This is a genomic window from Rhizobium herbae (assembly GCF_017873135.1).
GTDB classification, from domain to species: domain Bacteria; phylum Pseudomonadota; class Alphaproteobacteria; order Rhizobiales; family Rhizobiaceae; genus Pararhizobium; species Pararhizobium herbae.
The window spans coordinates 155,381-176,577 of the sequence record NZ_JAGGJV010000007.1 but is presented as its reverse complement, the minus strand read 5'-3'; the positions used below and the strand labels follow the sequence as shown (position 1 = coordinate 176,577).

Annotated in this window: 17 protein-coding genes and 1 riboswitch; of the genes, 8 read left to right on the top strand and 9 right to left on the bottom strand. The window is 61.5% G+C overall.

Annotation, left to right across the window (positions count from 1 at the left end; all coding sequences use genetic code 11):
• Positions 1 to 321 precede the first annotated feature (321 nt).
• Positions 322 to 430: riboswitch (guanidine-I (ykkC/yxkD leader) on the top strand.
• A gap of 76 nt (positions 431 to 506) precedes the next feature.
• The 7 genes from J2Z75_RS19710 to atzF all read left to right on the top strand — a co-directional run bounded on the left by J2Z75_RS19710 (position 507) and on the right by atzF (position 10,136).
• Positions 507 to 1,580 (top strand): putative urea ABC transporter substrate-binding protein, encoded by a 1,074-nt coding sequence (locus tag J2Z75_RS19710; protein ID WP_209854479.1) that lies wholly within the window; start codon positions 507 to 509, stop codon positions 1,578 to 1,580.
• 68 nt (positions 1,581 to 1,648) lie between these two features.
• Positions 1,649 to 2,467 (top strand): ABC transporter permease, encoded by an 819-nt coding sequence (locus J2Z75_RS19705; RefSeq protein ID WP_209854478.1) that lies wholly within the window; start codon positions 1,649 to 1,651, stop codon positions 2,465 to 2,467.
• Positions 2,464 to 3,291 carry an ABC transporter ATP-binding protein gene (locus J2Z75_RS19700; RefSeq protein WP_209854477.1) on the top strand — a complete coding sequence of 276 codons (828 nt, stop codon included), beginning with the start codon at positions 2,464 to 2,466 and terminating at the stop codon, positions 3,289 to 3,291. Before J2Z75_RS19705 ends, J2Z75_RS19700 begins: the two co-directional genes overlap by 4 nt.
• A gap of 2 nt (positions 3,292 to 3,293) precedes the next feature.
• Positions 3,294 to 4,112: an urea amidolyase associated protein UAAP1 gene (locus J2Z75_RS19695; protein ID WP_209854476.1), complete on the top strand. Its 819-nt coding sequence runs from the start codon at positions 3,294 to 3,296 to the stop codon at positions 4,110 to 4,112.
• Positions 4,113 to 4,125: 13 nt separating this feature from the next.
• Positions 4,126 to 4,776, top strand: a complete 651-nt coding sequence (locus J2Z75_RS19690; RefSeq protein WP_209854475.1) for an urea amidolyase associated protein UAAP2 — start codon at positions 4,126 to 4,128, stop codon at positions 4,774 to 4,776.
• Between the two features lie 4 nt (positions 4,777 to 4,780).
• Entirely contained in the window at positions 4,781 to 8,320 is a 3,540-nt protein-coding gene (gene uca, locus J2Z75_RS19685; RefSeq protein ID WP_209854474.1) for an urea carboxylase, read from the top strand.
• 1 nt (position 8,321) lies between these two features.
• The gene (gene atzF, locus J2Z75_RS19680; RefSeq protein WP_209854473.1) at positions 8,322 to 10,136 is read left to right on the top strand and encodes an allophanate hydrolase; all 1,815 of its coding nucleotides are present in this window, start codon (positions 8,322 to 8,324) and stop codon (positions 10,134 to 10,136) included.
• A gap of 254 nt (positions 10,137 to 10,390) precedes the next feature.
• On the opposite strand, the gene J2Z75_RS19675 is transcribed toward atzF, so the two are convergent.
• The 9 genes from J2Z75_RS19675 to J2Z75_RS19635 form a co-directional block, all read right to left on the bottom strand.
• A complete protein-coding gene (locus J2Z75_RS19675; RefSeq protein WP_209854472.1) occupies positions 10,391 to 11,638 on the bottom strand; it encodes an SfnB family sulfur acquisition oxidoreductase in 1,248 nt (415 codons plus the stop codon).
• A 35-nt stretch (positions 11,639 to 11,673) separates the two neighbouring features.
• A complete protein-coding gene (locus tag J2Z75_RS19670; RefSeq protein WP_209854471.1) occupies positions 11,674 to 12,471 on the bottom strand; it encodes an ABC transporter ATP-binding protein in 798 nt (265 codons plus the stop codon).
• Positions 12,472 to 12,565: 94 nt separating this feature from the next.
• Positions 12,566 to 13,900 (bottom strand): ABC transporter substrate-binding protein, encoded by a 1,335-nt coding sequence (locus tag J2Z75_RS19665; protein ID WP_209854470.1) that lies wholly within the window; start codon positions 13,898 to 13,900, stop codon positions 12,566 to 12,568.
• 101 nt (positions 13,901 to 14,001) lie between these two features.
• A complete protein-coding gene (locus J2Z75_RS19660) occupies positions 14,002 to 15,042 on the bottom strand; it encodes a branched-chain amino acid ABC transporter permease (RefSeq protein WP_209854469.1) in 1,041 nt (346 codons plus the stop codon).
• A gap of 3 nt (positions 15,043 to 15,045) precedes the next feature.
• On the bottom strand, positions 15,046 to 15,942 hold the full coding sequence (locus J2Z75_RS19655) for a branched-chain amino acid ABC transporter permease (RefSeq protein ID WP_209854468.1): 897 nt from the start codon (positions 15,940 to 15,942) through the stop codon (positions 15,046 to 15,048).
• Positions 15,942 to 16,856 (bottom strand): ABC transporter ATP-binding protein, encoded by a 915-nt coding sequence (locus tag J2Z75_RS19650; protein ID WP_209854467.1) that lies wholly within the window; start codon positions 16,854 to 16,856, stop codon positions 15,942 to 15,944. The genes J2Z75_RS19655 and J2Z75_RS19650 overlap by 1 nt, the downstream gene beginning before the upstream one ends.
• Before the next feature lie 147 nt (positions 16,857 to 17,003).
• Positions 17,004 to 18,107 carry a dimethylsulfone monooxygenase SfnG gene (gene sfnG / locus J2Z75_RS19645; protein WP_209854466.1) on the bottom strand — a complete coding sequence of 368 codons (1,104 nt, stop codon included), beginning with the start codon at positions 18,105 to 18,107 and terminating at the stop codon, positions 17,004 to 17,006.
• Between the two features lie 23 nt (positions 18,108 to 18,130).
• On the bottom strand, positions 18,131 to 18,715 hold the full coding sequence (gene msuE, locus J2Z75_RS19640; RefSeq protein WP_209854465.1) for an FMN reductase: 585 nt from the start codon (positions 18,713 to 18,715) through the stop codon (positions 18,131 to 18,133).
• A gap of 240 nt (positions 18,716 to 18,955) precedes the next feature.
• Positions 18,956 to 19,594, bottom strand: coding sequence for a TetR/AcrR family transcriptional regulator (locus tag J2Z75_RS19635; RefSeq protein ID WP_209854464.1), 639 nt, complete (start codon positions 19,592 to 19,594; stop codon positions 18,956 to 18,958).
• 360 nt (positions 19,595 to 19,954) lie between these two features.
• Between J2Z75_RS19635 and J2Z75_RS19630 the strand changes: the two genes are divergently transcribed.
• Positions 19,955 to 21,193 carry an efflux RND transporter periplasmic adaptor subunit gene (locus J2Z75_RS19630; protein WP_209854463.1) on the top strand — a complete coding sequence of 413 codons (1,239 nt, stop codon included), beginning with the start codon at positions 19,955 to 19,957 and terminating at the stop codon, positions 21,191 to 21,193.
• Positions 21,194 to 21,197: the final 4 nt, after the last annotated feature.

Below are 21,197 nucleotides of genomic sequence, written 5' to 3'. Positions count from 1 at the left end.
TCAACGTGTTTTCAGCGCCGAGCAGGCGATGTCGGGAATCTGCTCGACAGCACGAAGAAATGGTCCTTTCATAACCATGTGATCCGCAGCCTTTCATGGTCGGGCCGATATCATCCCGAAAATCTTCTGGGTAGGCCGGTCCGGCAAAAGTTGGGAGACATTCTCAAGCGCCGCGTCACAGGGTGGCGACTTAAAAGGCAAGCGAGCGCCCAATGAATGAGCAAGTGCATGCACTTTGCGCGAATGCAGAATTGTTCTTGGGATAGATTCAAATGAAATCATAGGCTTAACAATTGGCACGCAGTTTGCTTGTTTAATTGCAGAGTTGGTGGCTAGGGTTCCGGCGTTTTGAAAACGTGCTGGTCCGAGAGCTGCCACCGGTTGGGGAGACATCCCGCCGGGTGCACGGCGGGACAAAAGCCCGGGAGACCTCGTTAGCCAAGGGATTGGCGGCGCGATGGTCCATGCCGATCCCTTTTTGAAGAAAAGCAAAAAGGGGAAATTCAATGCAGACTTTTTCGAAAATGCTCTCAATCACTGCACTGACAGCTTCGCTGGCCTTCGGCATGGCATCTGGTGCCGCCGCTGCGCCCAAGACAGATTTCAAGGTCGCCTGGTCGATCTATGTCGGCTGGATGCCCTGGGGCTATGCCAGCGACCACGGCATCGTCAAGAAATGGGCCGACAAGTACAACATCAAGATCGAAGTCACCCAGTTCAACGATTACGTCGAATCGATGAACCAGTACACCGCCGGCGCCTTCGACGCGGTAACGCTGACCAATATGGACGGCCTCTCTATTCCGGCAGCAGGCGGCGTCGATACGACGGCCGTGATCGTCGGCGATTTCTCCAATGGCAACGACGCGGTGATCCTGAAAGACAAGGCGACACTGGCCGACGTGAAGGGCCAGAATGTCAATCTCGTCGAGTTTTCCGTCTCGCACTATCTGCTCGCCCGGGCACTTGAGACCGTCGGACTGTCAGAAAAGGACCTGAAGGTTGTCAACACTGCCGATCCGGATATGGTTGGCGCCTTCCAGACGGCCGATGTCACCGCCATGGTCACCTGGAACCCGATGGTGGCGGAAATCGTGGCGCTTCCTGGTGCCCACAAGGTCTTCGACAGCTCGCAAATCCCAGGCGAAATCATCGACCTGATGGTCGCAAATTCGGACGTGCTGAAAGACAATCCGAACTTCGGCAAGGCACTTGCAGGCATCTGGTACGAGACGGCAGCCCTGATGACGGCCGACAATGCGGAGGGCAAGGCCGCCCGTGAAGCCATGGGTAAAGCATCCGGCACGGATCTCGCCGGCTTCGAAGCCCAGATCGCCGCCACAAAGCTGTTCGACAAGCCGGCGGATGCCGTTGCCTTCACCTCCTCGACGAGCCTGCCGAAGACGATGGATCTCGTGCGCAACTTCCTGTTTGAGAAGGGCCTGCTCGGCAGCGGCGCGGCGTCGGCCGATGTCATCGGCATCGAAATGCCGGATGGCAAGGTTCTCGGCGACAGCGGCAACGTCAAGCTGCGCTTCACCGAGGTCTACATGAAGGCCGCTGCTGACGGTTCCCTCTGAGCGTTGCACCGATCGGCGATGCGGGTTTTCCGCGTCGCCCTCTTCTTTTCATCAGCGGAGCCATATCGATGCGCTGGATCAACACCAAGCCGAGCCGGGGCGCACAACTTGCTTTGATGCTTCTGCCCTTCGTGCTGCTGATCGCCGCCTATACGGCGGGGTCCGCCGCACGGCTGGCCGAGAATGCCAATGACAAGCTGCTGCCCAGTCTTGCGGGCTTTACCGAGGCCATCAACCGGCTGGCTTTCCTGCCGGACGCACGCACCGGCGACTATCTGCTCTGGTCGGATACGGCTGCCAGCCTGATCCGGCTTTTCGCAGGGCTTGGCATCTCGACGCTGACGGCGCTTTTGATCGGCATGGTCATCGGCATGCTGCCCTATCTGCGGGCTCTGCTCGCCCCGTTCGTCGCCGTCATCTCGATGGTGCCGCCGCTGGCATTGCTCCCCATTCTTTTCATCGTCATGGGCCTTGGCGAGACATCCAAGATCGCGCTCATCGTCATCGGCGTCGCGCCGACGATGATCCGCGACCTGGCCTTGAAGGCACTGGAACTACCGCGCGAACAGATCGTCAAGGCTGAAACGCTGGGGGGTTCGTCGTGGCAGATCGCCCTTCGTGTCGTGCTGCCGCAGATCCTGCCCCGGCTGATCACCTGCGTGCGACTACAGCTCGGTCCTGCCTGGCTGTTCCTGATCGCCGCGGAAGCAATCTCGTCGGATAGCGGCCTCGGCTACCGCATCTTCCTCGTCCGCCGCTACCTATCGATGGACGTGATCTTTCCCTATGTCGTCTGGATCACGCTTCTCGCCGTTCTCACCAACTTCATCCTCGACCGCATCCGCATCGCCGTCTTCCCCTGGTCCGAACTGGAGAAGCAGGGATGAGCGAACTGATCATCGACAATGTCTGGAAGGAATATGGCGACCAGATCGTGCTGGAGAATGTTTCTCTCACCGTTGCATCCCGCGCCTTCGTCGCACTCGTGGGGCCGTCGGGCTGCGGCAAGTCGACCTTCCTGCGCATGCTGCTCGGCCAGGAACAGGCAACCAGAGGTACGATCCTGCTTGACGGCGAGCCTCTGCCGCCCGAGCCGGGTCCGGATCGCGGTGTCGTCTTCCAGCGCTATTCGGTCTTCCCCCATCTGACAGTGCTAGGGAACGTGCTGCTCGGCAAGGAGCTGACGGTCTCCAGATACAAGGCCAAACTTTTCGGCGCGGCCCGGCGCGCGGGCATCGAGGAGGCCCGGCAGCTGATTGCCGAAGTGGGTCTCTCAGGCGCTGAAGGCAAATATCCCGCCCAGCTGTCCGGCGGCATGCAGCAGCGGCTGGCCTTGGCACAGGCGCTGATCATGAAGCCGAAGGTGCTGCTGCTCGACGAGCCGTTCGGCGCGCTCGATCCCGGCATTCGCGCCGAAATCCACACGCTGATGAAGCGACTCTGGCACGAGACGCAGATGACCGTGGTCATGGTCACGCATGACATGCGCGAAGCCTTCACGCTTGCCACCCGCGTTGTCGCCTTCGAGCGTCCGCGCGATCGGCCGGAGGAAAAACAGCGCTACGGCGCCACCATCACCAAGGACATTGCCATCTGGCCGCCGCGCCGCGCGGGCGAACCTTCGTACTTCAGCCCCGACCGGGACGGCCCGGTCATTTTGCAGGGCCCTTACCGGGACGACCCGTCTTCCAGTCCGTCAGGAGATAAATAGTCATGCACGTCAGACGTTCCGCAGAAGAAATCGCCGCCAACCGGCAGCGCTACGAAGAACATCAGAAGAAGGGCCTGGAGTTCGCTCCCAAGACACTTCCGACACCGAGCGCCCTGCCCGCGCCGGCGATCTCTTCCACTGTAATCATCCATCAGGAAATCATCCCCGGCGGCTGGTACTGGTCGACCCTTTTGAAGCGTGGGGAGGCGCTGCGCATCGACCAGCACGACGGCGCCTCGACCGTGGCGCTGATCGCCTGGAACGCCGCCGACACCAGCGAGCGGCTCAATCTGGTCGATACGGTCAAGATGCAGTGGACGACCGCGCTCGGCAAGGGACGGGTGATCTTCTCCGATATGGGCCGGGTGATGTTCTCGATGATCGAAGACAGCGCGGGTTCTCACGATTGCCTGATGGGCGGATCGACGGCAGCGTCGAACGCCGCGAAATATCCGGGCGTCAAGACCCGCAACACGCGCGACAATTTCATCCTCGCGGCCGGCAAGCTCGGCCTCGATAGACGCGATATTCCGGCCGTTCTCAATCTCTTTGCACCGGTCCGCATCGACGATGCCGGCGGGTTCCACTGGCAGGGCAAGACCTCCAACAGCGGCGACTACGCCGAAATGCGTGCCGAGATGGACATGGTGGTGGCGCTCTCCAATTGCCCGCACCCGCTCGACCCCAATCCGGTTTATGCGCCCGCGCCTGTGACCATCACCCGCTTCCATGCAGCAGCACCGGTAGCAGACGATCTAGCCCGCACGGCCACCGCCGAGGCCGTTCGCGGCTTTGAAAACAACGCCCTGATGCAGGCTTGAGGAGGAGCGGACCATGACCGATTTCATTCAGACCGCCGCCTCGCGCACTGTCGAAAACGCCGCGCAGGATCATTTCATTCCGGCCGAAGCGCCCTGGTCCGGCATCGTGCGCAAGGGCCAGACGATCCGCATCGAAGACAGCTACGGCCAGCAGGCGATCGATACGCTGTTCTACAAGGCCGATGATTTTTCCGAGCGTTACTCCAACCAGGACACGATGCGCGAACAGGGTGCGGCATATGTCGGTACCGGCACGCGGATCATGTCCAACGAAGGCCGCGTGATGCTGACGATGACGGCCGACAGCTGCGGCCGCCACGATACGTCGGCTGGGGCCTGCTCCTGCGAGAGCAATACCGTGCGCTTCGGCCATGGCACCAAATACCTGCATGCCTGCCGCGACAACTTTGTGATCGAGGTGATGAAACACGGCATGAGCAAGCGCGACATCGTGCCCAACATCAACTTCTTCATGAACGTGCCGATCAGCCCCGATGGCAAGATGACCATCGTCGACGGCATCTCGTCGCCGGGCGACTATGTCGAGCTAGTGGCCGAGATGGACGTGCTCTGCGTGATCTCCAATTGCCCGCAGATCAACAATCCCTGCAACGGCTTCGATCCGACACCGATCCGGGTGCTGATCTGGGATGCGGGGGTCTGATTTGATGTTCAACAAGGTTCTCATCGCCAACAGAGGCGAAATCGCTGTCCGGGTCATCCGGACATTGAAGACAATGGGTATCGCCTCTGTCGCCGTCTATTCCGACGCCGACCGGTTTGCCATGGCAACGCGGCTTGCGGACGAAGCTATCCGTCTCGGCCCCTCGCCCGCAACCGAAAGCTACCTGAACGTCGATGCCGTCATCGCCGCCTGCAAGGCGACGGGCGCGCAAGCCGTACACCCCGGCTACGGGTTTCTGTCCGAAAATATCGGTTTTGCCGAACGGCTGGCAGCCGAGGGCATAGCCTTCATCGGGCCGCGTCCGGAGCATCTCTCGGCCTTCGGGCTGAAACACACTGCCCGCGAACTGGCAAAATCGAGCGGCGTGCCGCTTCTGCCGGGCAGCGGACTGCTGGAGGGTATCGATGACGCGCTCTCGGCCGCCGAAACCGTCGGCTATCCGGTGATGCTGAAGAGCACGGCGGGCGGTGGCGGCATCGGCATGCAGCTGTGTACCGATGCGCAAACGCTGAAGGACGCCTTCGAAAGCGTGCAACGCACGGCGCGCGCCAGCTTCGGCGATGCCCGTGTCTATATCGAGCGCTTCGTCGCCGATGCGCGCCATGTCGAGGTGCAGATCTTCGGCGATGGCAAGGGCAAGGTGGTGGCGCTCGGCGAGCGGGACTGCTCGCTGCAGCGGCGCAACCAGAAGGTCGTCGAGGAAACCCCGGCACCGGGCATTTCGCCGGCCACACGGGCGCGGCTGCACAAGGCGGCGGTCGATCTGGGAAGCTCGGTGTCCTATGCATCGGCCGGCACGGTCGAATTCATCTACGATCCGGCCCGCGAGGAATTCTATTTCCTGGAAGTCAACACGCGGCTGCAGGTCGAACATCCGGTGACGGAAGCGGTGTTCGGCATCGATCTCGTCGAATGGATGATCCGCCAGGCGGCCGGCGAGGATGTGCTTTCGGGTACCGAGGCTCTGGCGCCGAAGGGCGCCGCCATCGAGGTGCGCGTCTACGCCGAGATGCCGCATGCCGACTTCCGCCCGAGCGCCGGGCTGCTGACGGAGGTCGTATTTCCCGAAACTGCCCGCGTCGATGGCTGGATCGAGACCGGCACCGAGGTGACGCCGTTCTACGATCCGATGCTGGCGAAACTGATCGTCGTGGCCGAGGATCGCCCTGCGGCGATCGCGAAACTTCAGGCAGCCCTTGCGGCGACGTCGATCGCCGGGATCGAGACCAATCTCGACTATCTCCGGGAAATCGCCGCTTCCGATCTTCTCGCAAGCGGCAAGGTGGCCACGACGGCCCTGCGCGATTTCGTCTTCGTGCCGGATGTCATCGAGGTCCTGTCTCCGGGCGCCCAGTCCAGCCTTCAGGAATTGCCCGGCCGCCTCGGCCTCTGGCATGTCGGCGTGCCGCCGAGCGGACCGATGGACGAGCGCTCGTTCCGCCATGCCAATCGCCTTGTCGGCAACGCCGACACGACCGCCGCGCTGGAGCTGACCGTGTCCGGCCCGACGCTGCGGTTCTACACCGATACGGTGATTGCGCTCGGTGGAGCGCAGATGCCGATGACCTGTGATGGTAATCGGCTGCCGCACGGCATGGCCGTGACCATCCGTGCCGGAGAAGTGCTGTCCATCGGTACCATCGAAGGCCCTGGCCAGCGCGCCTATCTCGCCGTTGCGGGCGGCTTTTCCGCGCCCGTGGTACTCGGCTCGCGCGCCACGTTCGGCCTTGGCCAGTTCGGCGGCAACGCCACCGGCACGCTCAGGGCCGGCCATGTGCTGCACCTTGCGCGGCAAGCACCCGTCAAGCCGCCGGAACCGGCGAACGAACCGGCCGAACTCACCCGCGAATGGAGCGTCGGTGTGCTCTACGGCCCCCATGGCGCGCCGGATTTCTTCCAGCCAGAAGACATCGATACGCTGTTTTCCACGGCCTACGAGGTGCATTTCAACAGCGCCCGCACCGGCGTCCGCCTCATTGGGCCCGCGCCGAAATGGGCGCGCGGCGACGGCGGAGAAGCGGGACTTCACCCGTCCAATTTGCATGACAATGCCTATGCCGTCGGCGCCATCGATTTCACCGGCGACATGCCGATCATTCTCGGTCCTGATGGCCCAAGTCTCGGCGGCTTCGTCTGCCCGGCGGTGATCGCCCGCGACGAGCAGTGGAAAATGGGCCAGTTCAAGCCCGGCGACCACATCCGCTTTCATGCCGTCGCGCGGAGCGAAGATCCTGTCGCCGGTCCTGCCGTTCACCGGCCGGCTGCGGATATCGGCTCGGCCATCGTCGGGACGCGCGACGATGGCCCTGTTTCCGTCGTCTACCGCCGCCAGGGGGACGACAATCTGCTGGTCGAATACGGGCCGATGGCGCTCGATATCGCGCTCCGGCTGCGCGTGCACCTGCTGATGCAGGCCGTCGTGGAGGCCCGCCTGCCCGGCCTCATCGACCTGACGCCCGGCATCCGATCGCTGCAGATTCATTATGATGGCACAACATTGACACGAAAGCGTCTGCTTGGACTGTTGGCGGACATAGAGACGAGCCTTCCGCCCGCGCAGGCGGTCACCGTCCCGAGCCGCATCGTGCATCTGCCGCTGTCGTGGAACGATCCGGATGCCGAGCTTGCCATGCGCAAATATCAGGAGCTGGTCCGCCCGAATGCGCCCTGGTGCCCGTCCAACATCGAGTTCATCCGCCGCATCAACGGGCTTGCTGACGAACAGGCGGTGAAAGACATCGTCTTTGATGCCAGCTATCTCGTGCTGGGTCTCGGCGACGTCTATCTCGGGGCGCCGGTGGCAACCCCTGTCGATCCACGTCACCGCCTCGTCACCACCAAATACAATCCGGCTCGTACCTGGACGCCGGAAAACGCGGTCGGGATCGGCGGCGCCTATATGTGCATCTACGGCATGGAGGGACCGGGCGGCTACCAGCTGTTCGGCCGCACCATCCAGGTGTGGAATACCTGGCGGCAAACGCCCGAATTCGCCAGGGGCAAGCCATGGCTGCTGAATTTCTTCGACCAGATCCGCTTCTTTCCCGTCAGTCATCAGGAGTTGACCGAGGCGCGGGCCGCCTTCCCGCATGGCGGTTATCCCGTGCGGATCGAGGAGACGGAATTTTCCTATGCGGCCTATGAGAAGGAACTGCAGGCGAATGCGGTGTCGATCAACCGCTTCAAGGCCACGCAGCAGGCGGCTTTCGACGCCGAGCGGCAAAGCTGGAAGGAAACCGGCCTCGACAGTTTCGTCAGTGACGAAGGAGCAGGCGAAAGCCTTGAAGGCGATATCCCGGCCGGCTGCTTCGGCGTCGCCAGCAGCGTGCCGGGCAATATCTGGAAACTCATGGTGGAGCCGGGAGCCTCCGTTGCCGCCGGCGATACGGTTGCCATCATCGAATCCATGAAAATGGAGATCAACGTCACTGCCCACGTCAGCGGACGCGTCCGCGATCTGCGCGCCGGGCCCGGACGAAATATCAAAGCCGGCGATATCATCGTCGTTCTGGAGACCTTGTAACATGCTGCCGACAATTCTCGATCTCTCAAGCCTTCGCGCCGCCTATCAATCCGGCCTGACGCCGCTCGACCTTGTCGAGGAGGTGATTGCCCGCCGCGCGGCCTCCAATGATCCGGCGATCTTCATCACGCCCACGCCGGATGAGGACCTGCGTCAAGCGGCCCGCACCTTGATGGCACGGGCGCCGGAGGCAAACAGTCTGCCGCTCTGGGGCATACCCTTCGCGGTGAAGGACAATATCGATGCCGCCGGTCTGCCGACCACGGCGGCTTGCCCCGCCTATGCCTATGAGCCAGCCGCCGATTCGACCGTTGTCGCCCGTCTGAAGGCGGCCGGCGCCATCGTCATCGGCAAGACCAATCTCGACCAGTTCGCGACCGGGCTCAACGGCACACGGTCTCCTTATGGTGCGCCACGTTCCGTCTTCGATCCGGCCTATGTGTCGGGTGGCTCAAGCTCCGGTTCGGCCGTTGCCGTCGCGTCCGGCCTTGCCACATTCGCGCTGGGCACGGACACGGCCGGTTCCGGCCGCGTACCCGCCGCCTTCAACAATCTTGTCGGCATCAAGCCGACGCCGGGACTGGTGCCGAATGTCGGCGTCGTTCCGGCCTGCCGCAGCGTGGATGTCGTGACCGTCTTTGCCGCCACGGTCGGCGATGGCGTCGCGATCCGCAAGGTCATGGAGGGCTATGACGCCGCCGATCCGTTCTCGCGCCATGCGGCGCCCGCCAGCCTTCCTGCTTCCGGTTTGCGTATCGGCGTGCTGGAGGGGCCCGAGCGCGAGTTCTTTGGAAACCGGGATGTCGAGGCGCTTTATGACGCCGCGATCGAGCGGGCAAAATCGCTCGGTGCAACCATCGTCCCCTTCGACTATGCGCCGTTCCGGCAGGCGGCCGAACTGCTTTACAACGGCCCCTGGGTCGCGGAACGACTGGCGGCGGTGAAGGACTTCATGACGAGCAACGCCGATGACTTCGACCCGACGGTGCGCACCATCATCGAGGGTGCGAACGCCTATGATGCCGTCGCCGCTTTCGAGGGCAAGTACAAGCTCGAGGCGTTGCGGCAGAAGACGAAGGTCGAGTGGGAGAAGGTGGACATCCTGATGCTGCCGACCTCGCCTACCACGTACACCGTCGACGCGATGCTGGCCGATCCGATCGTGAAGAACGGCCATTTCGGGCGCTACACGAATTTCGTCAATCTCTACGACTATGCCGCAATCGCCATTCCAGCGGGCTTTGGCGGCAATGGTCTGCCCGGCGGCGTGACGCTGATCGGGCCGACGTTTACGGATGATGCGCTCGCCCCGTTTGCCGACGCCATGCACCGGGCGCTCGACGCCGGCATGGGCAAGGACATATCGGCGCCATTGCCCGAAGCAAGCCGCGTCGCACCGCTCGACGACGGTTTTGTTCCGATCGTCGTCGTCGGTGCCCACCTGACCGGTATGCCGCTCAATCATGAGCTCACCGGGCCGGGCGGATATCTGGTGAAGACCTGCCGGACAGCCGGTGACTACCGCCTCTTCGTGCTGCCGGGCACGGTGCCGCCCAAGCCCGGCCTCATCCGCGAGCCCGGCGTTACGGGCGACGGACTTGAGGTCGAAGTCTGGGCGCTACCGCCAGCCGCTTTTGGCCATTTCGTCCAGAAAATTCCCGGACCGCTCGGCATCGGAAAAGTGGCCCTCGACGACGGCTCGATCATCTCCGGCTTCCTCTGCGAGGCCCATGCCATTACCGGCGCTCAGGAGGTGACGGCGCTCGGCGGCTGGCGGGCCTATATCCGCGCGAAAAATGCAAACTCAACGGTGTAACGAAGGAAGCAAAAGCATGAAAAGATTGCTTGGACATATGTTTCGCCTGCTCCGCGAGGGACTGCTTGCCCGAACGTTTGCCATTGGCACCCAGCGTCGGCAACAGGACAGGTAATTCTAGAGCAGCCTGTCACGGGCTCCGGCTAGATAAAGGGATCACGGACAGATCCCCAATTGTCATCCATCGACCATTCTTGAACGCGAGAACGACCCCCGCTACCAAAATAGCGGGGGTCGTTCTCATTTTTCGACACTCAACTCCAGGCGTGAAGCGGCGGCTTTTCGCCATTGAGGAAATACTTCCCGAGGATCGAATATTTCCAGCGGACCGGATCATGCAGAGTGTGGGTCCGGGCATTGCGCCAGTGCCGGTCGAGACCGTGCTCGGCCAGTGTCGAACGGGTGCCCGCCAGCTCGAACAGCTTGTTGGTGGCAGTGATGGCGATCTCGGTAGAGAGGATCTTTGCCTCCGCCGTGACAATCTGCGCTTCGGCGACGGTCTCGGCGTTCGGATCGAGAATCGCCCGATCGATGGCGTAACCGGCTTTTTCCAATAGGGCCTGTGCCGCATGCAGGCGCAGCGTCAGGTCGCCGATCGCCTGGATCGTGTAGGGATCGTCCCAGGCATTGTCGACGCCGCTGTCGACCCAGGCGCGGCTCTTGGTGCGCACGAAATTGATCGTCTCGTCAATTGCCGCCTGCGCGATGCCAGTATCGACGGCAACCTGGATGATCTGGAAGATCGCACCGTCCGCCGTCGGCACCTCATAGCCCTTGTAGCCCGGGACCAGATGGGTCTTCGGCACCCTGACGTTGTTGAGGATGACGGTACCCGACAGCGTGGTGCGTTGCCCGAACGACGACCAGTCGTCGACGACGGTCAGGCCTGGCGCGTCGCGCTCCGCAATCGCGTACCAGGCCCTGCCCTCGTCATCGAGTGCGACGATCGGTACCAGATGCGCCAGCAGCGCGCCGGACGAATAGAACTTCTGCCCGTTGACGATGACATGGTCACCGGCATCGACCAGCCGCGTCTCGAAATCGACGGCGCGCTTGGAGCCGAACTCGGAAAAGGCGTTGCCGAAGCGGGTACCCTTCAGTACCTCCGCGAACAGCAGCTTCTGCTGCTCTTCATCCGAAACGGTCCGGATTGCCGCGACGACGCCAAGATGGTTCTGGGCGATCTGGCCGATGGACGAGTCCGCAGCCGAGATGATCTCGATGACCTTGGCGAGCGTCGTATAGGAAACTTCCGGTCCACCGAACGTCTTCGGCACATTGATCGACCAGAGACCGCTCTGCGAGAAGGCGTCGAGTTCCTTGACGGGCCAAATCCGTTCGCGGTCGCGCTGGGCGGAGCCCGTCACGAAATCGGCGGCGAGTCTCTTTGCAATGCTGATCGCCTCGGCATCGGTCTTGATGATGTGCGCCGGTTCCGCCGGTCGCGGCACCCCAGGCACCGCCTTGGCGGCATTGTCGGTATTGACGTTGGATAGGGTCATTCTGGTTGTCTCCTCTTGAGAAAATGCAGCGCGGTTCAAACCGCGATTGCCGGAAGAATGGGTGTGTTCGGGGCGGCCGGTCGCGGGCTTTGGCCGAGATAGAAGGCTTTGACATCGTCCCTGTTGCGCAGTTCCGCGGCATCACCGGAGAGAACAGCAGCGCCGTTTTCGAGGATCGTCGCACGGTCGGCATATTTCAGGGCGACGGTGGAGTTCTGTTCGGCGACGAGGATCGACAGGCCTTCCTCGCGGTTGAGCCTGCGCAGGGTTCTGAAGATGTCCTGGACGACGATCGGGGCAAGACCCATCGAAGGCTCGTCAAGGACCAGCAATCGCGGACGGGACATCAGCGCCCGGCCGATCGCCGTCATCTGCTGTTCGCCGCCGGAGGTGAGGCCGGACAGCGCATGGCGCTTTTCCTTCAGACGCGGAAAATGCGCATAGACCTTTTCCAGAGCGGCGGCGATCTCCGCCCTGCCGCCGCTGCGCCCCAGCCCGCCGGTGACGAGGTTTTCCTCGACCGTCAGGCTGCGGAAACAATGGCGGCCTTCGAGTACCTGGACGAGGCCCGAGCGTACCAGATCGGCCGGCTTCGCGGTCGCGACATCCAGTCCTTGAAACAGGATATTGCCTTCCGTCACCAGGCCCCGCTCTGCCGGTAGAAGATTGGAGACCGCCTTGAGCGTCGTGGTCTTGCCGGCGCCATTGGCACCAAGAAGCGCAACGATCTCGCCGCGTGCCACCGTGAAAGTGACGCCATGGAGCGCCGTGATGGCATGATTGTAGGTTGCCTTCACACCGTTGACCGAGAGCAGAACTTCGTTGTGACCCATGGCGCTTTCCAATCTTGCGTTGATGGCTGCGATGCCGGCCGGGCTGGTTCTGGACTGACAAGAGCCCATCCAGAACCAGGCCGGCCGGTACACATCAGTTGGTGGCAGTTTCGGCGTCTTCTGCCGTGCGCAGCTTGATGCCCTTTTCCGCCGCATAGGCTTCGGAGGATTTTTCGATGATCGGCCGCAACAGCGCCCAGTCTGGGGCGATCCAGTCGGAGACGACGTTCCATTTCTTGCCGTCCCACTGCTGGAAGGTCACGTAGCCGTTGCCTTCGTGATTGTCCCAGGTGACGTTGATCGAGTGGAACAGGCCTTTGGCGCCGAGCGCTTCGACGCGGGCGGGATCCAGCTGAAGATGTTCGAAGCCCCAGCGGACCTCGTCGCCGGTCAGCGTGCGCTTGCCGAACTTCTCCTGCGCGATGCGGATCGCCTCGACATTCAGGATACCGTTGACGATGCCGAGATTGTGGTAGACCGAGCCGATGCGGTTCTTGTCTTCCAGATTGCCCTTGCCGGCATCATAGAGCGTCTTGACGATTTCCTTGACGACCGGATATTCGGCGCCGGACGCCTGCGTGGTGATCGCGGTGTAGCCCTTGGCTGCTTCGCCGGCCGGAATGGCGTCCTCTTCCGAGTTGGACCAGACATTGCCGATGATATGGTCGACCGGGAAGCCGGTCTTGGCCGCAGTCTTGAGCGCGACCGGGTTCATCACGCCCCAGCCGCGCAGGACGACATAGTCCGGCTTGGCGCGGCGGATTGTCAGCCATTGGGACTGCTGTTCGTTGCCTGGATGGGGGACCTCGATCTGCTGAAGCTCGAAGCCGTATTTCTGCGCCAGAAGCTCGTAGATCGGAATGGTTTCCTTGCCGTAGGGCGAGCCGTGGTAAAGCACGACGATCTTCTTGCCTTTCAGGTTTTCGAGGCCACCTTCCTTGCCGGCGATGTAGTTCACGATACCGGACGTCTCGCTGTAGGGGTTAAGCAACAGCGGGAAAACATAAGGGAAAACGCGGCCATCGGTTGAGTCCGTGCGGCCGTGGTTGATGGTGATCAGCGGCACCTTGTCAGCCGTGATGCGATCGATCATCGCATAGGCAATACCGACGGAGAGCGGGTTCCATGCAGCCACGTTCGGGTTGCTCTTCAATCGTTCATAGGCCTCGACACCGCGCTCGACCTCATATTGCGTTTCGGCTTCCGACCAGGTCAGCTTGACGCCGTTGACGCCGCCGTCGCGGGTGTTGATCAGGTTGAGATAGTCGATGAAGCCGCCAAAGAAGCCGGTGCCGCCGGCAGCATAGGGGCCGACGCGGTAGCTCTGCAGCGGAAAATACTGCTCGTCGGCCTGTGCGGCCGGTAGAGCAACCGTGAAGGCGATGCCTGCGGCAAGAGCCGCGATTTTGAATTTGCTGAAGATCGTCATATCTGGACACACTCCTGGTATGGACCGGCGAGAACACCGGTTTTGGGTTGATCTGGAAAGGTTGACTGCGTGTTTTGAGAGCTTTGCGGCTCCGGACTGGATCAGGACCGCCGCAGGCCGGTGCCAATGCGTTTTCGGACCCGGTCCCAGAGAGCCACCAGGCCATCCGGTTCGAGGATCAGAAACAGGATGATGAGCGTGCCGAGCACGATGCGCTGGCTCATGTCGAGCACGCCGGAATCGAAGATATCGCCAAGAAGGAAGGACCCCAGCCGCGACAGGACCAGCGGGAAGACCACAATCAACGCCGCGCCGAAGAAAGCGCCACGGATGGAGGCGAGGCCGCCGATGATGACGATGAAGAGGATCTGGAACGAGCGATCGAGATTGAAGCCGGCCGGCTCCACGGTGCGCAGATAGGCAAAGGCCCAGAGCACGCCGGCAACGCCGATGATGAAGGAGGAAATTGCAAATGCCAGCAGCTTGGTCTTCAGCACCGGCACGCCGATGATCCGTGCGGCCGTCTCGTTGTCGCGCACTGCGATAAAATTGCGCCCTGTCTGGGAGATCACCAGTCGATAGGCCAGAAACGTCAGCACGGTGACGACTGTCAGCGAGAACAGATAGCGTCCGACAGGGCCTTCGAAGGCGACACCGGCAATGGAAAGCGGCGGCGCGTCGATGACCCCGGAGGCCGAATCGTTGGAAAACCAGCTGAACTTGGTCAAAGCCCATTGAACGAAGAACTGCGCGGCAAGGGTCGATACCGCGAGATAGAAGCCCTTGAGGCGGAGGCTCGGCAGGCCGAAGACCAGGCCGATTGCTGCGGCTGCGAAACCGGCCAGCGCGATGCTGGCAATGAGCGGCAGGCTTTCGACCCGCAAGTTGAAATTGAAAGCTGCGAAAGCGCCGACCGCCATGAAGGCGGCGCTGCCGAGCGACACCTGTCCGGCATAGCCCGTCAGGATGTTGAGACCGAGACCGGCAAGGCTCAACGCCAGGAAGGGGAGCAGGATCGCCTCGAACAGATAACTCGTTCCGAAAATCGGCACAGCCACATAGGCCACGGCCAGCAGTGCAGCCGTCCCAGCCCATCCGGGCAAGGAGCGAGAAACAGGAAGATCGGCGGTGAGGACGGACATCGATCAGACCCTTTCCACAAGCTTCTGGCCAAACAGGCCGGAAGGGCGCACGAGAAGGAAGGCAAGTGCGACGACATAGGCGAACCAGCCTTCGATGCCGCCGCCGAAATATTCGCCGATATAGACCTCGGCGAGCTTTTCTGTCGCACCGATCAGCAGGCCGCCGACGATCGCACCGAGGATCGAATCGAACCCGCCGAGAACAAGCACAGGCAGGGCCTTGAGGACGATGAGCGACAGCGAGAACTGGACGCCGACGCGGGCACCCCACAGGAGCCCGGCCACAAGAGCCACCAGTCCGGCGGCCGCCCAGACGGTCGCCCAGATCCACGGAAGCCGGAGACCGATGGCAAGGGCCGCGAACTGATCATCGGCGACGGCGCGGAAGCCGAGACCTATCCGGGTGTAGCGGAAGAAAGCCGATAGCGCTGCGACCATGCCGGCCGCGACGACGGCCGCGAAGATATCGAATTGGCTGATGAAGACCCCGCCGACGTCGAAGGGCAAATCCTCGATGCCAAGGTCCAGGCCGTGGACTTGCGTGCCCCAGATCAGTTGGGCCGCACCTTCGATCACATAGGAAAGCCCCAGCGTTGCCATGAACAGCGTGATCGGCGGTTTGTTGGTGAGGGGCCGCAGCACCGTGCGCTCAATGGCGATACCGATGACCACCATGATCGCGAAAGTGATCGCGAAGGCCAGGGCGAAGGGCACGCCACGCTCGGTGAGGCTGACGAAGGTCAGCGCCGCAAAGAGCAGCATCGCCCCTTGCGCGAAATTCAGCACGCCCGAAGTCTTGTAGATCAGCACGAAACCGATCGCTACCAGCGAGTACATCACGCCGGACAGCAATCCACCGACCAGAACCTCAATAAAGAACAGCCAATCGAAATCCGACATCAGATGCCCTCCCCGTCTTCGTTCTCAGACGCGACGCCGAGATAGGCATCGATCACGCGCTGGTCGGCTCGTATTTCTTCCGGCGTGCCGTCGGCGATCTTGCGGCCGTAGTCGAGCACGGCGATGCGGTCGGACAGGCCCATGACGACGCCGATGTCATGTTCGATCAGCACCACGGTCGTTCCATACTGGTCTCGCGCAGCGCGGACGAAGCCGGCCATCTCGTTCTTCTCCGTGGCGGTCATGCCCGCCATCGGTTCGTCGAGCAGCAGAATATCGGGCTCAGCCACCAGGGCGCGGGCAAGCTCGACGCGCTTCTGCAAGCCATAGGGCAAGGTTCCGGCGAGACGTCCGCTGACATGCCCGAGATGGAGAAAGTCGAGAATGCGGCCGGCCCGGTCGCGGGCATCGGCCTCTTCCCGGCGTGCCCGGCCAAGACCGGCGATCTGGCCGAGAAAAGTGGAACGAACGGTATAGGCGCGCCCGGCGACGACATTATCGAGAACACTCAAGCCCTTGAACAATGCCAGGTTCTGGAAGGTGCGCGCTATGCCGAGACGGGCGAGCTTCTGAGTGGGTACCTGTTGGTAGCGATTCTTGCCGATGCGGACATGGCCGCGATCAGGCCGGTAGACGCCGCTGATGACGTTGATCAGCGAACTCTTGCCGGCACCATTCGGCCCGATGATCGCGCGGATCTCGCCCTTGCGGACGGAGATATCTATATCGGTCAGCGCCACGACGCCACCAAACGAGAGACTGATGCTGGAAAGACTAAGCGCGCTATCCCGTGCTTCCGCGTGCCGGGCTCCACCGTCGTCGGTTCGGGCATCGAGGCCTGCCAGATGCTCCTGAACGTCCGGCGGAAAAGGTACGGAACCCAGTCCCCCAAAGGCATAGTTCATTGCTTGCATGCCCGTATTTCTCCAGATCTCGACAGCTAACTCGCATCCCGACGGATGCGACAGGGCACAGAATTCCCTTCGCGGACCGGCAACGGCCCACGTCAAGTCTTGTTTCGCAGCGGCGGCCCTGTTCTGGCCGCCGCTCCTGCCTTCGGATTATTCCGCGGCTACAGCCGTGGCGATCTCGGAGTCCTCAAGCGCGCGAACCAGCGGGATCACGTGTTTGCCGAAATATTCGACTTCTTCCTGGAAGTGCAGGAAGCCGAGAAGGATAAGATCGGCACCGGCCCGCTTCAGATTGACGATGCGCTCGGCCACTTGTTGCGGCGTGCCGATCAGGTTGGAGCGGAAACCGTCATTGTACTGGACCAGATCCTCGAAAGAGGATTTTGCCCAATTGCCCTCGCCTTCGGGCGAGGACTTCCCGGCGTTCTTGACCTCGTGTCCGAACGCATTGACCGCGTCCGGATTGGCCTTCTCGATGATCTCTGCGAGTACGGCCCGTGCCTCTTCCTCGGTCTCGCGAACGATCGCGAAGGCATTGACGCCGACACGCACCGAATGACCGTTGGCCTTCGCCTTGCCCTGGATGTCATCCACCTGCTTGCGGATTTCCTCCGGCGTGTTGCCGTTGGTGAAATACCAGTCGGAAACGCGCGATGCCATGTCGCGCGCGGCGCGCGAGGAACCGCCCTGGAAGATTTCCGGCTGTGGATCGATCGGCTTCGGCTTCAGCGAGTAGTTGTTGAAACGGTAGAAATCGCCACTGAAGGTGAAGTTGTCCTCGGTCCAGATGCCACGCAGGGCGCGGATGAACTCCTCCGAACGGCGGTAGCGCTCGTCATGGTCGAGCCAGTGCTCGCCAATGGCATGGAATTCGCCGCGGAACCAGCCGCTGACGACGTTGACGGCGACGCGACCATTGGTGAGGTGGTTGATCGTGGCGATCTGTTTTGCCGCCAGCGTCGGGTTCCAGGGGCCTGGCAGAATAGCGGCAATCACCTTCAGCGTGGTGGTCGATTCCAGCAACGCATGGCTAAACGAGACCGATTCATGCTGGAATTCGGCGCCGTAGCCGGCCGTGAATCGGATCTGGCTCAGAGCGTAGTCGAAGCCGCTGGCTTCGGCGATCTGCGCCAGTTTCCGGTTGTATTCGATCGTCCAGCTGGTGCGCTGCTCGATGTTCGAGATAACCAGACCGCCCGAAACATTGGGAACCCAATAGGCGAACTTGACCGGGTCTCTATCGATATGTGGCATTGTAATCTCCTCTTCAATGCAAATTAGACTTGGGCCGCAACCAGCGCCGGGCGATGCCCCGAAATACGCGCGGCGGCTGGATCGGTGGCAGGCAGGACCTGCGTGAGTTCTGAAACGGCGCGCTCGATGCGCTCCCGCACGGCTGGGCTGGTGACCCCATATTCGGTGAAATCGGATTCGGTGGCATAGACCGCCGTCGGCAGGGTGAGTGCGTTGAAAAAGCCGAACAGGGGACGCAGCTGGTGCTCGGTCATCAATCCGTGCAGTGGCGTACCGCCGGTGGCGGCCAGGATGACGCGCTTGCCTGTCAGCGCCCGATAATCGACCAGGTCAAACAGATGCTTGAGAGCGCCAGTATAAGATGCGCGATAGACCGGCGAACCGACAACGAGAACGTCCGCCGCCTCGACAGCATTGATGATAGCCCGCCCTTCTGCGTCGAGCTGATCGGCACGCAAGGCCTTGAAAAGTACGGGCGCCGCATCGACGAGTTCGATGACCCGGCTTTCGCCTCCGACGCGATCATGGACGCCGGAAACGATGGCCTCCACCAGCGATGCCGTTCTGGACGGCCGTTTGACATTCCCCGAAAGACCGACAATCTTCATGCGCGACGCTCCCAATTCGTCGCTATAATCTATATATTTTATGATCTATTGATAACAATGAATTGCTAATGTTTTCGCCGAAAGGAGAATGGAAATTCCATATGGGGAGCCGACGTTGAAATAATGGGAGGCAGTTCATCGCATTTACGCGACGCGCCCTGCCGACAATGCCGATGGCGGCCATGGTGAGGCCAGGCGTCGCTTTTCCCATATTTGAGGTTTCGCGCCCAACGGCGCGGATCACAGATTTGGACTGACCCCTCGTAGGAAAATCTCGAAGCGCTTCCTGATGTGTATCAGTCTTGCGGCACGATCCGGTGCGGTCTTTAACCGGCGTCGAGGCAGAAGTGCGCCGAACGCGATGTCCATCAGCATTCCCGCGCACACCGTCTCGTCTTCGATGACAACAAGACCTTTTCGGGCCTGGATGGCGAGCCACTCCATCAGGTCTTCTCTCGAACGGAGAATACCGTTGTCATAGAGGTAGTCCGACAGCTCCGGGAATTGCGCCGACTCGCGAACGATAAGATTGAGAATCGCCTCACGCTCCCTTTCTCCCTTCTCGTCGATCTCCAAACGAAAGATCTTGCCCAGCGCATCCACCAGCGGGATGTTTTCCTCCTCTGGTCTTGGAAGGTCCAGCATCAGATGGCGATGTTCGCGTATAACGGCGGCGAACAATTCCTGCTTGTTTGCGAACAGCTCGTAGATGCCTCGTTTCGACACCTTGGCCCGAGCAGCGACGCGTTCGGTCGTGGCTGCTGCAAAGCCATACTCGACCAATACCTGATGCGCGGCGACGACAATGCTGTTGCGCCGGTCGTTCTCCTCGACCAGCTTCGGACGTCCCCGGCCACGACGCACCGTCACGTTCTGCATGATCCCTCCCTGCGCCGTTGACATCTGCCATGATGCCAATTATTGGTACTTAACAAGTACCAATATTATGCGCAGCTTACAACCGTCAAATGCTAATATTCCTCGAAAGGCTCACTGCCGCTGTTCCTCATCGGTGTCCAGCGCTTGCGCAATGAAGCTAGCGCTTGGCAATTGATAACAACGGTTGCCACACTAGCTAAATGTGAGGCCGCTATTGAGTTGGCTTCGGATGTGCCGTGAAATGCTGAGAAACAATGGCACCTCAACAATACCGTAAAAACCTGTTGCAAGCTTGCTTGGATTTCGAGCAGCCCACTGCCCTCCCGTTGACGCAAAGGAACTCCGTTCGTGGATCATCAAATGCGATTTTTTCCCGTCGCCCTGTTGAGCGGACTGCTCGTGCTGAGCGGATGCAGTGACAGTTCATCGGAAAAGGCCTCCAGCGCGCCGGCCGTAAAGCCGGAGGTCAACGTGATGGCCTTGCATCCGACGTCAGTCGCGATCACCGCCCTGCTTCCCGGCCGCACTGCCGCTTCGCTGATTGCCGAGGTTCGACCACAGGTCGGCGGAATCATCCGCAAACGGAATTTTCAGGAGGGGGGGTCGGTCAAGGAGGGCGATATTCTCTACGAGATCGATCCCGCGACGTTTCAGGCGACGTATGACAGCCAGGTGGCCGCTTTGCAGAAGGCCGAAGGTGCTGTGCCAAGTGCGCAGGCAAAGGTCGATCGCTACAAGGGGCTGAGCCAGCGGGACGCGGTCAGCCAGCAGGATCTCGACGACGCCCAATCGCTGCTGACCCAGGCCAACGCCGATGTCGCCTCCGCGAAAGCCGCTCTCGATGCTGCACGTATCAATCTGGAGTACACGAAGATACGGGCGCCAATCGGCGGTCGCGTCGGGGCGTCGACGGTGACTGTCGGCGCGCTGGTGACTGCGGGTCAGACGACGACGTTGACGACCATTCGCCAGATCGACCCGATCAACGTCGATGTGACGCAATCCAGCACCAATCTCTTGAAGCTGCGCCGATCCATCGAAGATGGACGGCTGAAAACCAGCGGCGCGAACGTCTCCGTCCACCTGACACTGGAGGACGGGTCGTCCTACAAGCAGGTGGGCCGGATCGAGTTTCTCGATGCCGCCGTCGAGGAGACAACCGGCTCCGTCACCGTGCGGGCGGAATTTCCAAACCCCGATCAGCTGCTTTTGCCGGGTGTCTACGTGAGGGCCACGATTCAAGAGGGCATTCGCGACAACAGTTTTCTCGTTCCGCAGCGGGCGGTCTCGCGCAATACCAAGGGCGAGGCAACTGCAAAGTTCGTCGGCGGTGACGGAAAGGTCGAGGAACGGATCGTCTCGGTCGAGCGCAGTATGGGAAACAGCTGGCTGGTCAGCCAGGGCATCAAGGATGGCGAACGCGTCGTTGTCGAAGGCAGCCAGCGCGTGAAAGCAGGTCAGGATGTGATTGCGACCGATGTCATCGTCAACGATGCGACGGGAGAGATCGAGGAGACATCTCAATCAAGCCTGGACACGCCGGTGAACCAGACGGCTGATGCCGCTGCCGGCGGCGTCAAGCTTGCAACGAAAGATTGAGGTC

Excerpts from the sequence above, each read along its gene's own strand:
- J2Z75_RS19710 (WP_209854479.1), top strand. The coding sequence starts at position 507 with ATGCAGACTTTTTCGAAAATGCTCTCAATCACTGCACTGACAGCTTCG.
- J2Z75_RS19705 (WP_209854478.1), top strand. The coding sequence starts at position 1,649 with ATGCGCTGGATCAACACCAAGCCGAGCCGGGGCGCACAACTTGCTTTG.
- J2Z75_RS19700 (WP_209854477.1), top strand. The coding sequence starts at position 2,464 with ATGAGCGAACTGATCATCGACAATGTCTGGAAGGAATATGGCGACCAG.
- J2Z75_RS19695 (WP_209854476.1), top strand. The coding sequence starts at position 3,294 with ATGCACGTCAGACGTTCCGCAGAAGAAATCGCCGCCAACCGGCAGCGC.
- J2Z75_RS19690 (WP_209854475.1), top strand. The coding sequence starts at position 4,126 with ATGACCGATTTCATTCAGACCGCCGCCTCGCGCACTGTCGAAAACGCC.
- uca (WP_209854474.1), top strand. The coding sequence starts at position 4,781 with ATGTTCAACAAGGTTCTCATCGCCAACAGAGGCGAAATCGCTGTCCGG.
- atzF (WP_209854473.1), top strand. The coding sequence starts at position 8,322 with ATGCTGCCGACAATTCTCGATCTCTCAAGCCTTCGCGCCGCCTATCAA.
- J2Z75_RS19675 (WP_209854472.1), bottom strand. The coding sequence starts at position 11,638 with ATGACCCTATCCAACGTCAATACCGACAATGCCGCCAAGGCGGTGCCT.
- J2Z75_RS19670 (WP_209854471.1), bottom strand. The coding sequence starts at position 12,471 with ATGGGTCACAACGAAGTTCTGCTCTCGGTCAACGGTGTGAAGGCAACC.
- J2Z75_RS19665 (WP_209854470.1), bottom strand. The coding sequence starts at position 13,900 with ATGACGATCTTCAGCAAATTCAAAATCGCGGCTCTTGCCGCAGGCATC.
- J2Z75_RS19660 (WP_209854469.1), bottom strand. The coding sequence starts at position 15,042 with ATGTCCGTCCTCACCGCCGATCTTCCTGTTTCTCGCTCCTTGCCCGGA.
- J2Z75_RS19655 (WP_209854468.1), bottom strand. The coding sequence starts at position 15,942 with ATGTCGGATTTCGATTGGCTGTTCTTTATTGAGGTTCTGGTCGGTGGA.
- J2Z75_RS19650 (WP_209854467.1), bottom strand. The coding sequence starts at position 16,856 with ATGCAAGCAATGAACTATGCCTTTGGGGGACTGGGTTCCGTACCTTTT.
- sfnG (WP_209854466.1), bottom strand. The coding sequence starts at position 18,107 with ATGCCACATATCGATAGAGACCCGGTCAAGTTCGCCTATTGGGTTCCC.
- msuE (WP_209854465.1), bottom strand. The coding sequence starts at position 18,715 with ATGAAGATTGTCGGTCTTTCGGGGAATGTCAAACGGCCGTCCAGAACG.
- J2Z75_RS19635 (WP_209854464.1), bottom strand. The coding sequence starts at position 19,594 with ATGCAGAACGTGACGGTGCGTCGTGGCCGGGGACGTCCGAAGCTGGTC.
- J2Z75_RS19630 (WP_209854463.1), top strand. The coding sequence starts at position 19,955 with ATGCGATTTTTTCCCGTCGCCCTGTTGAGCGGACTGCTCGTGCTGAGC.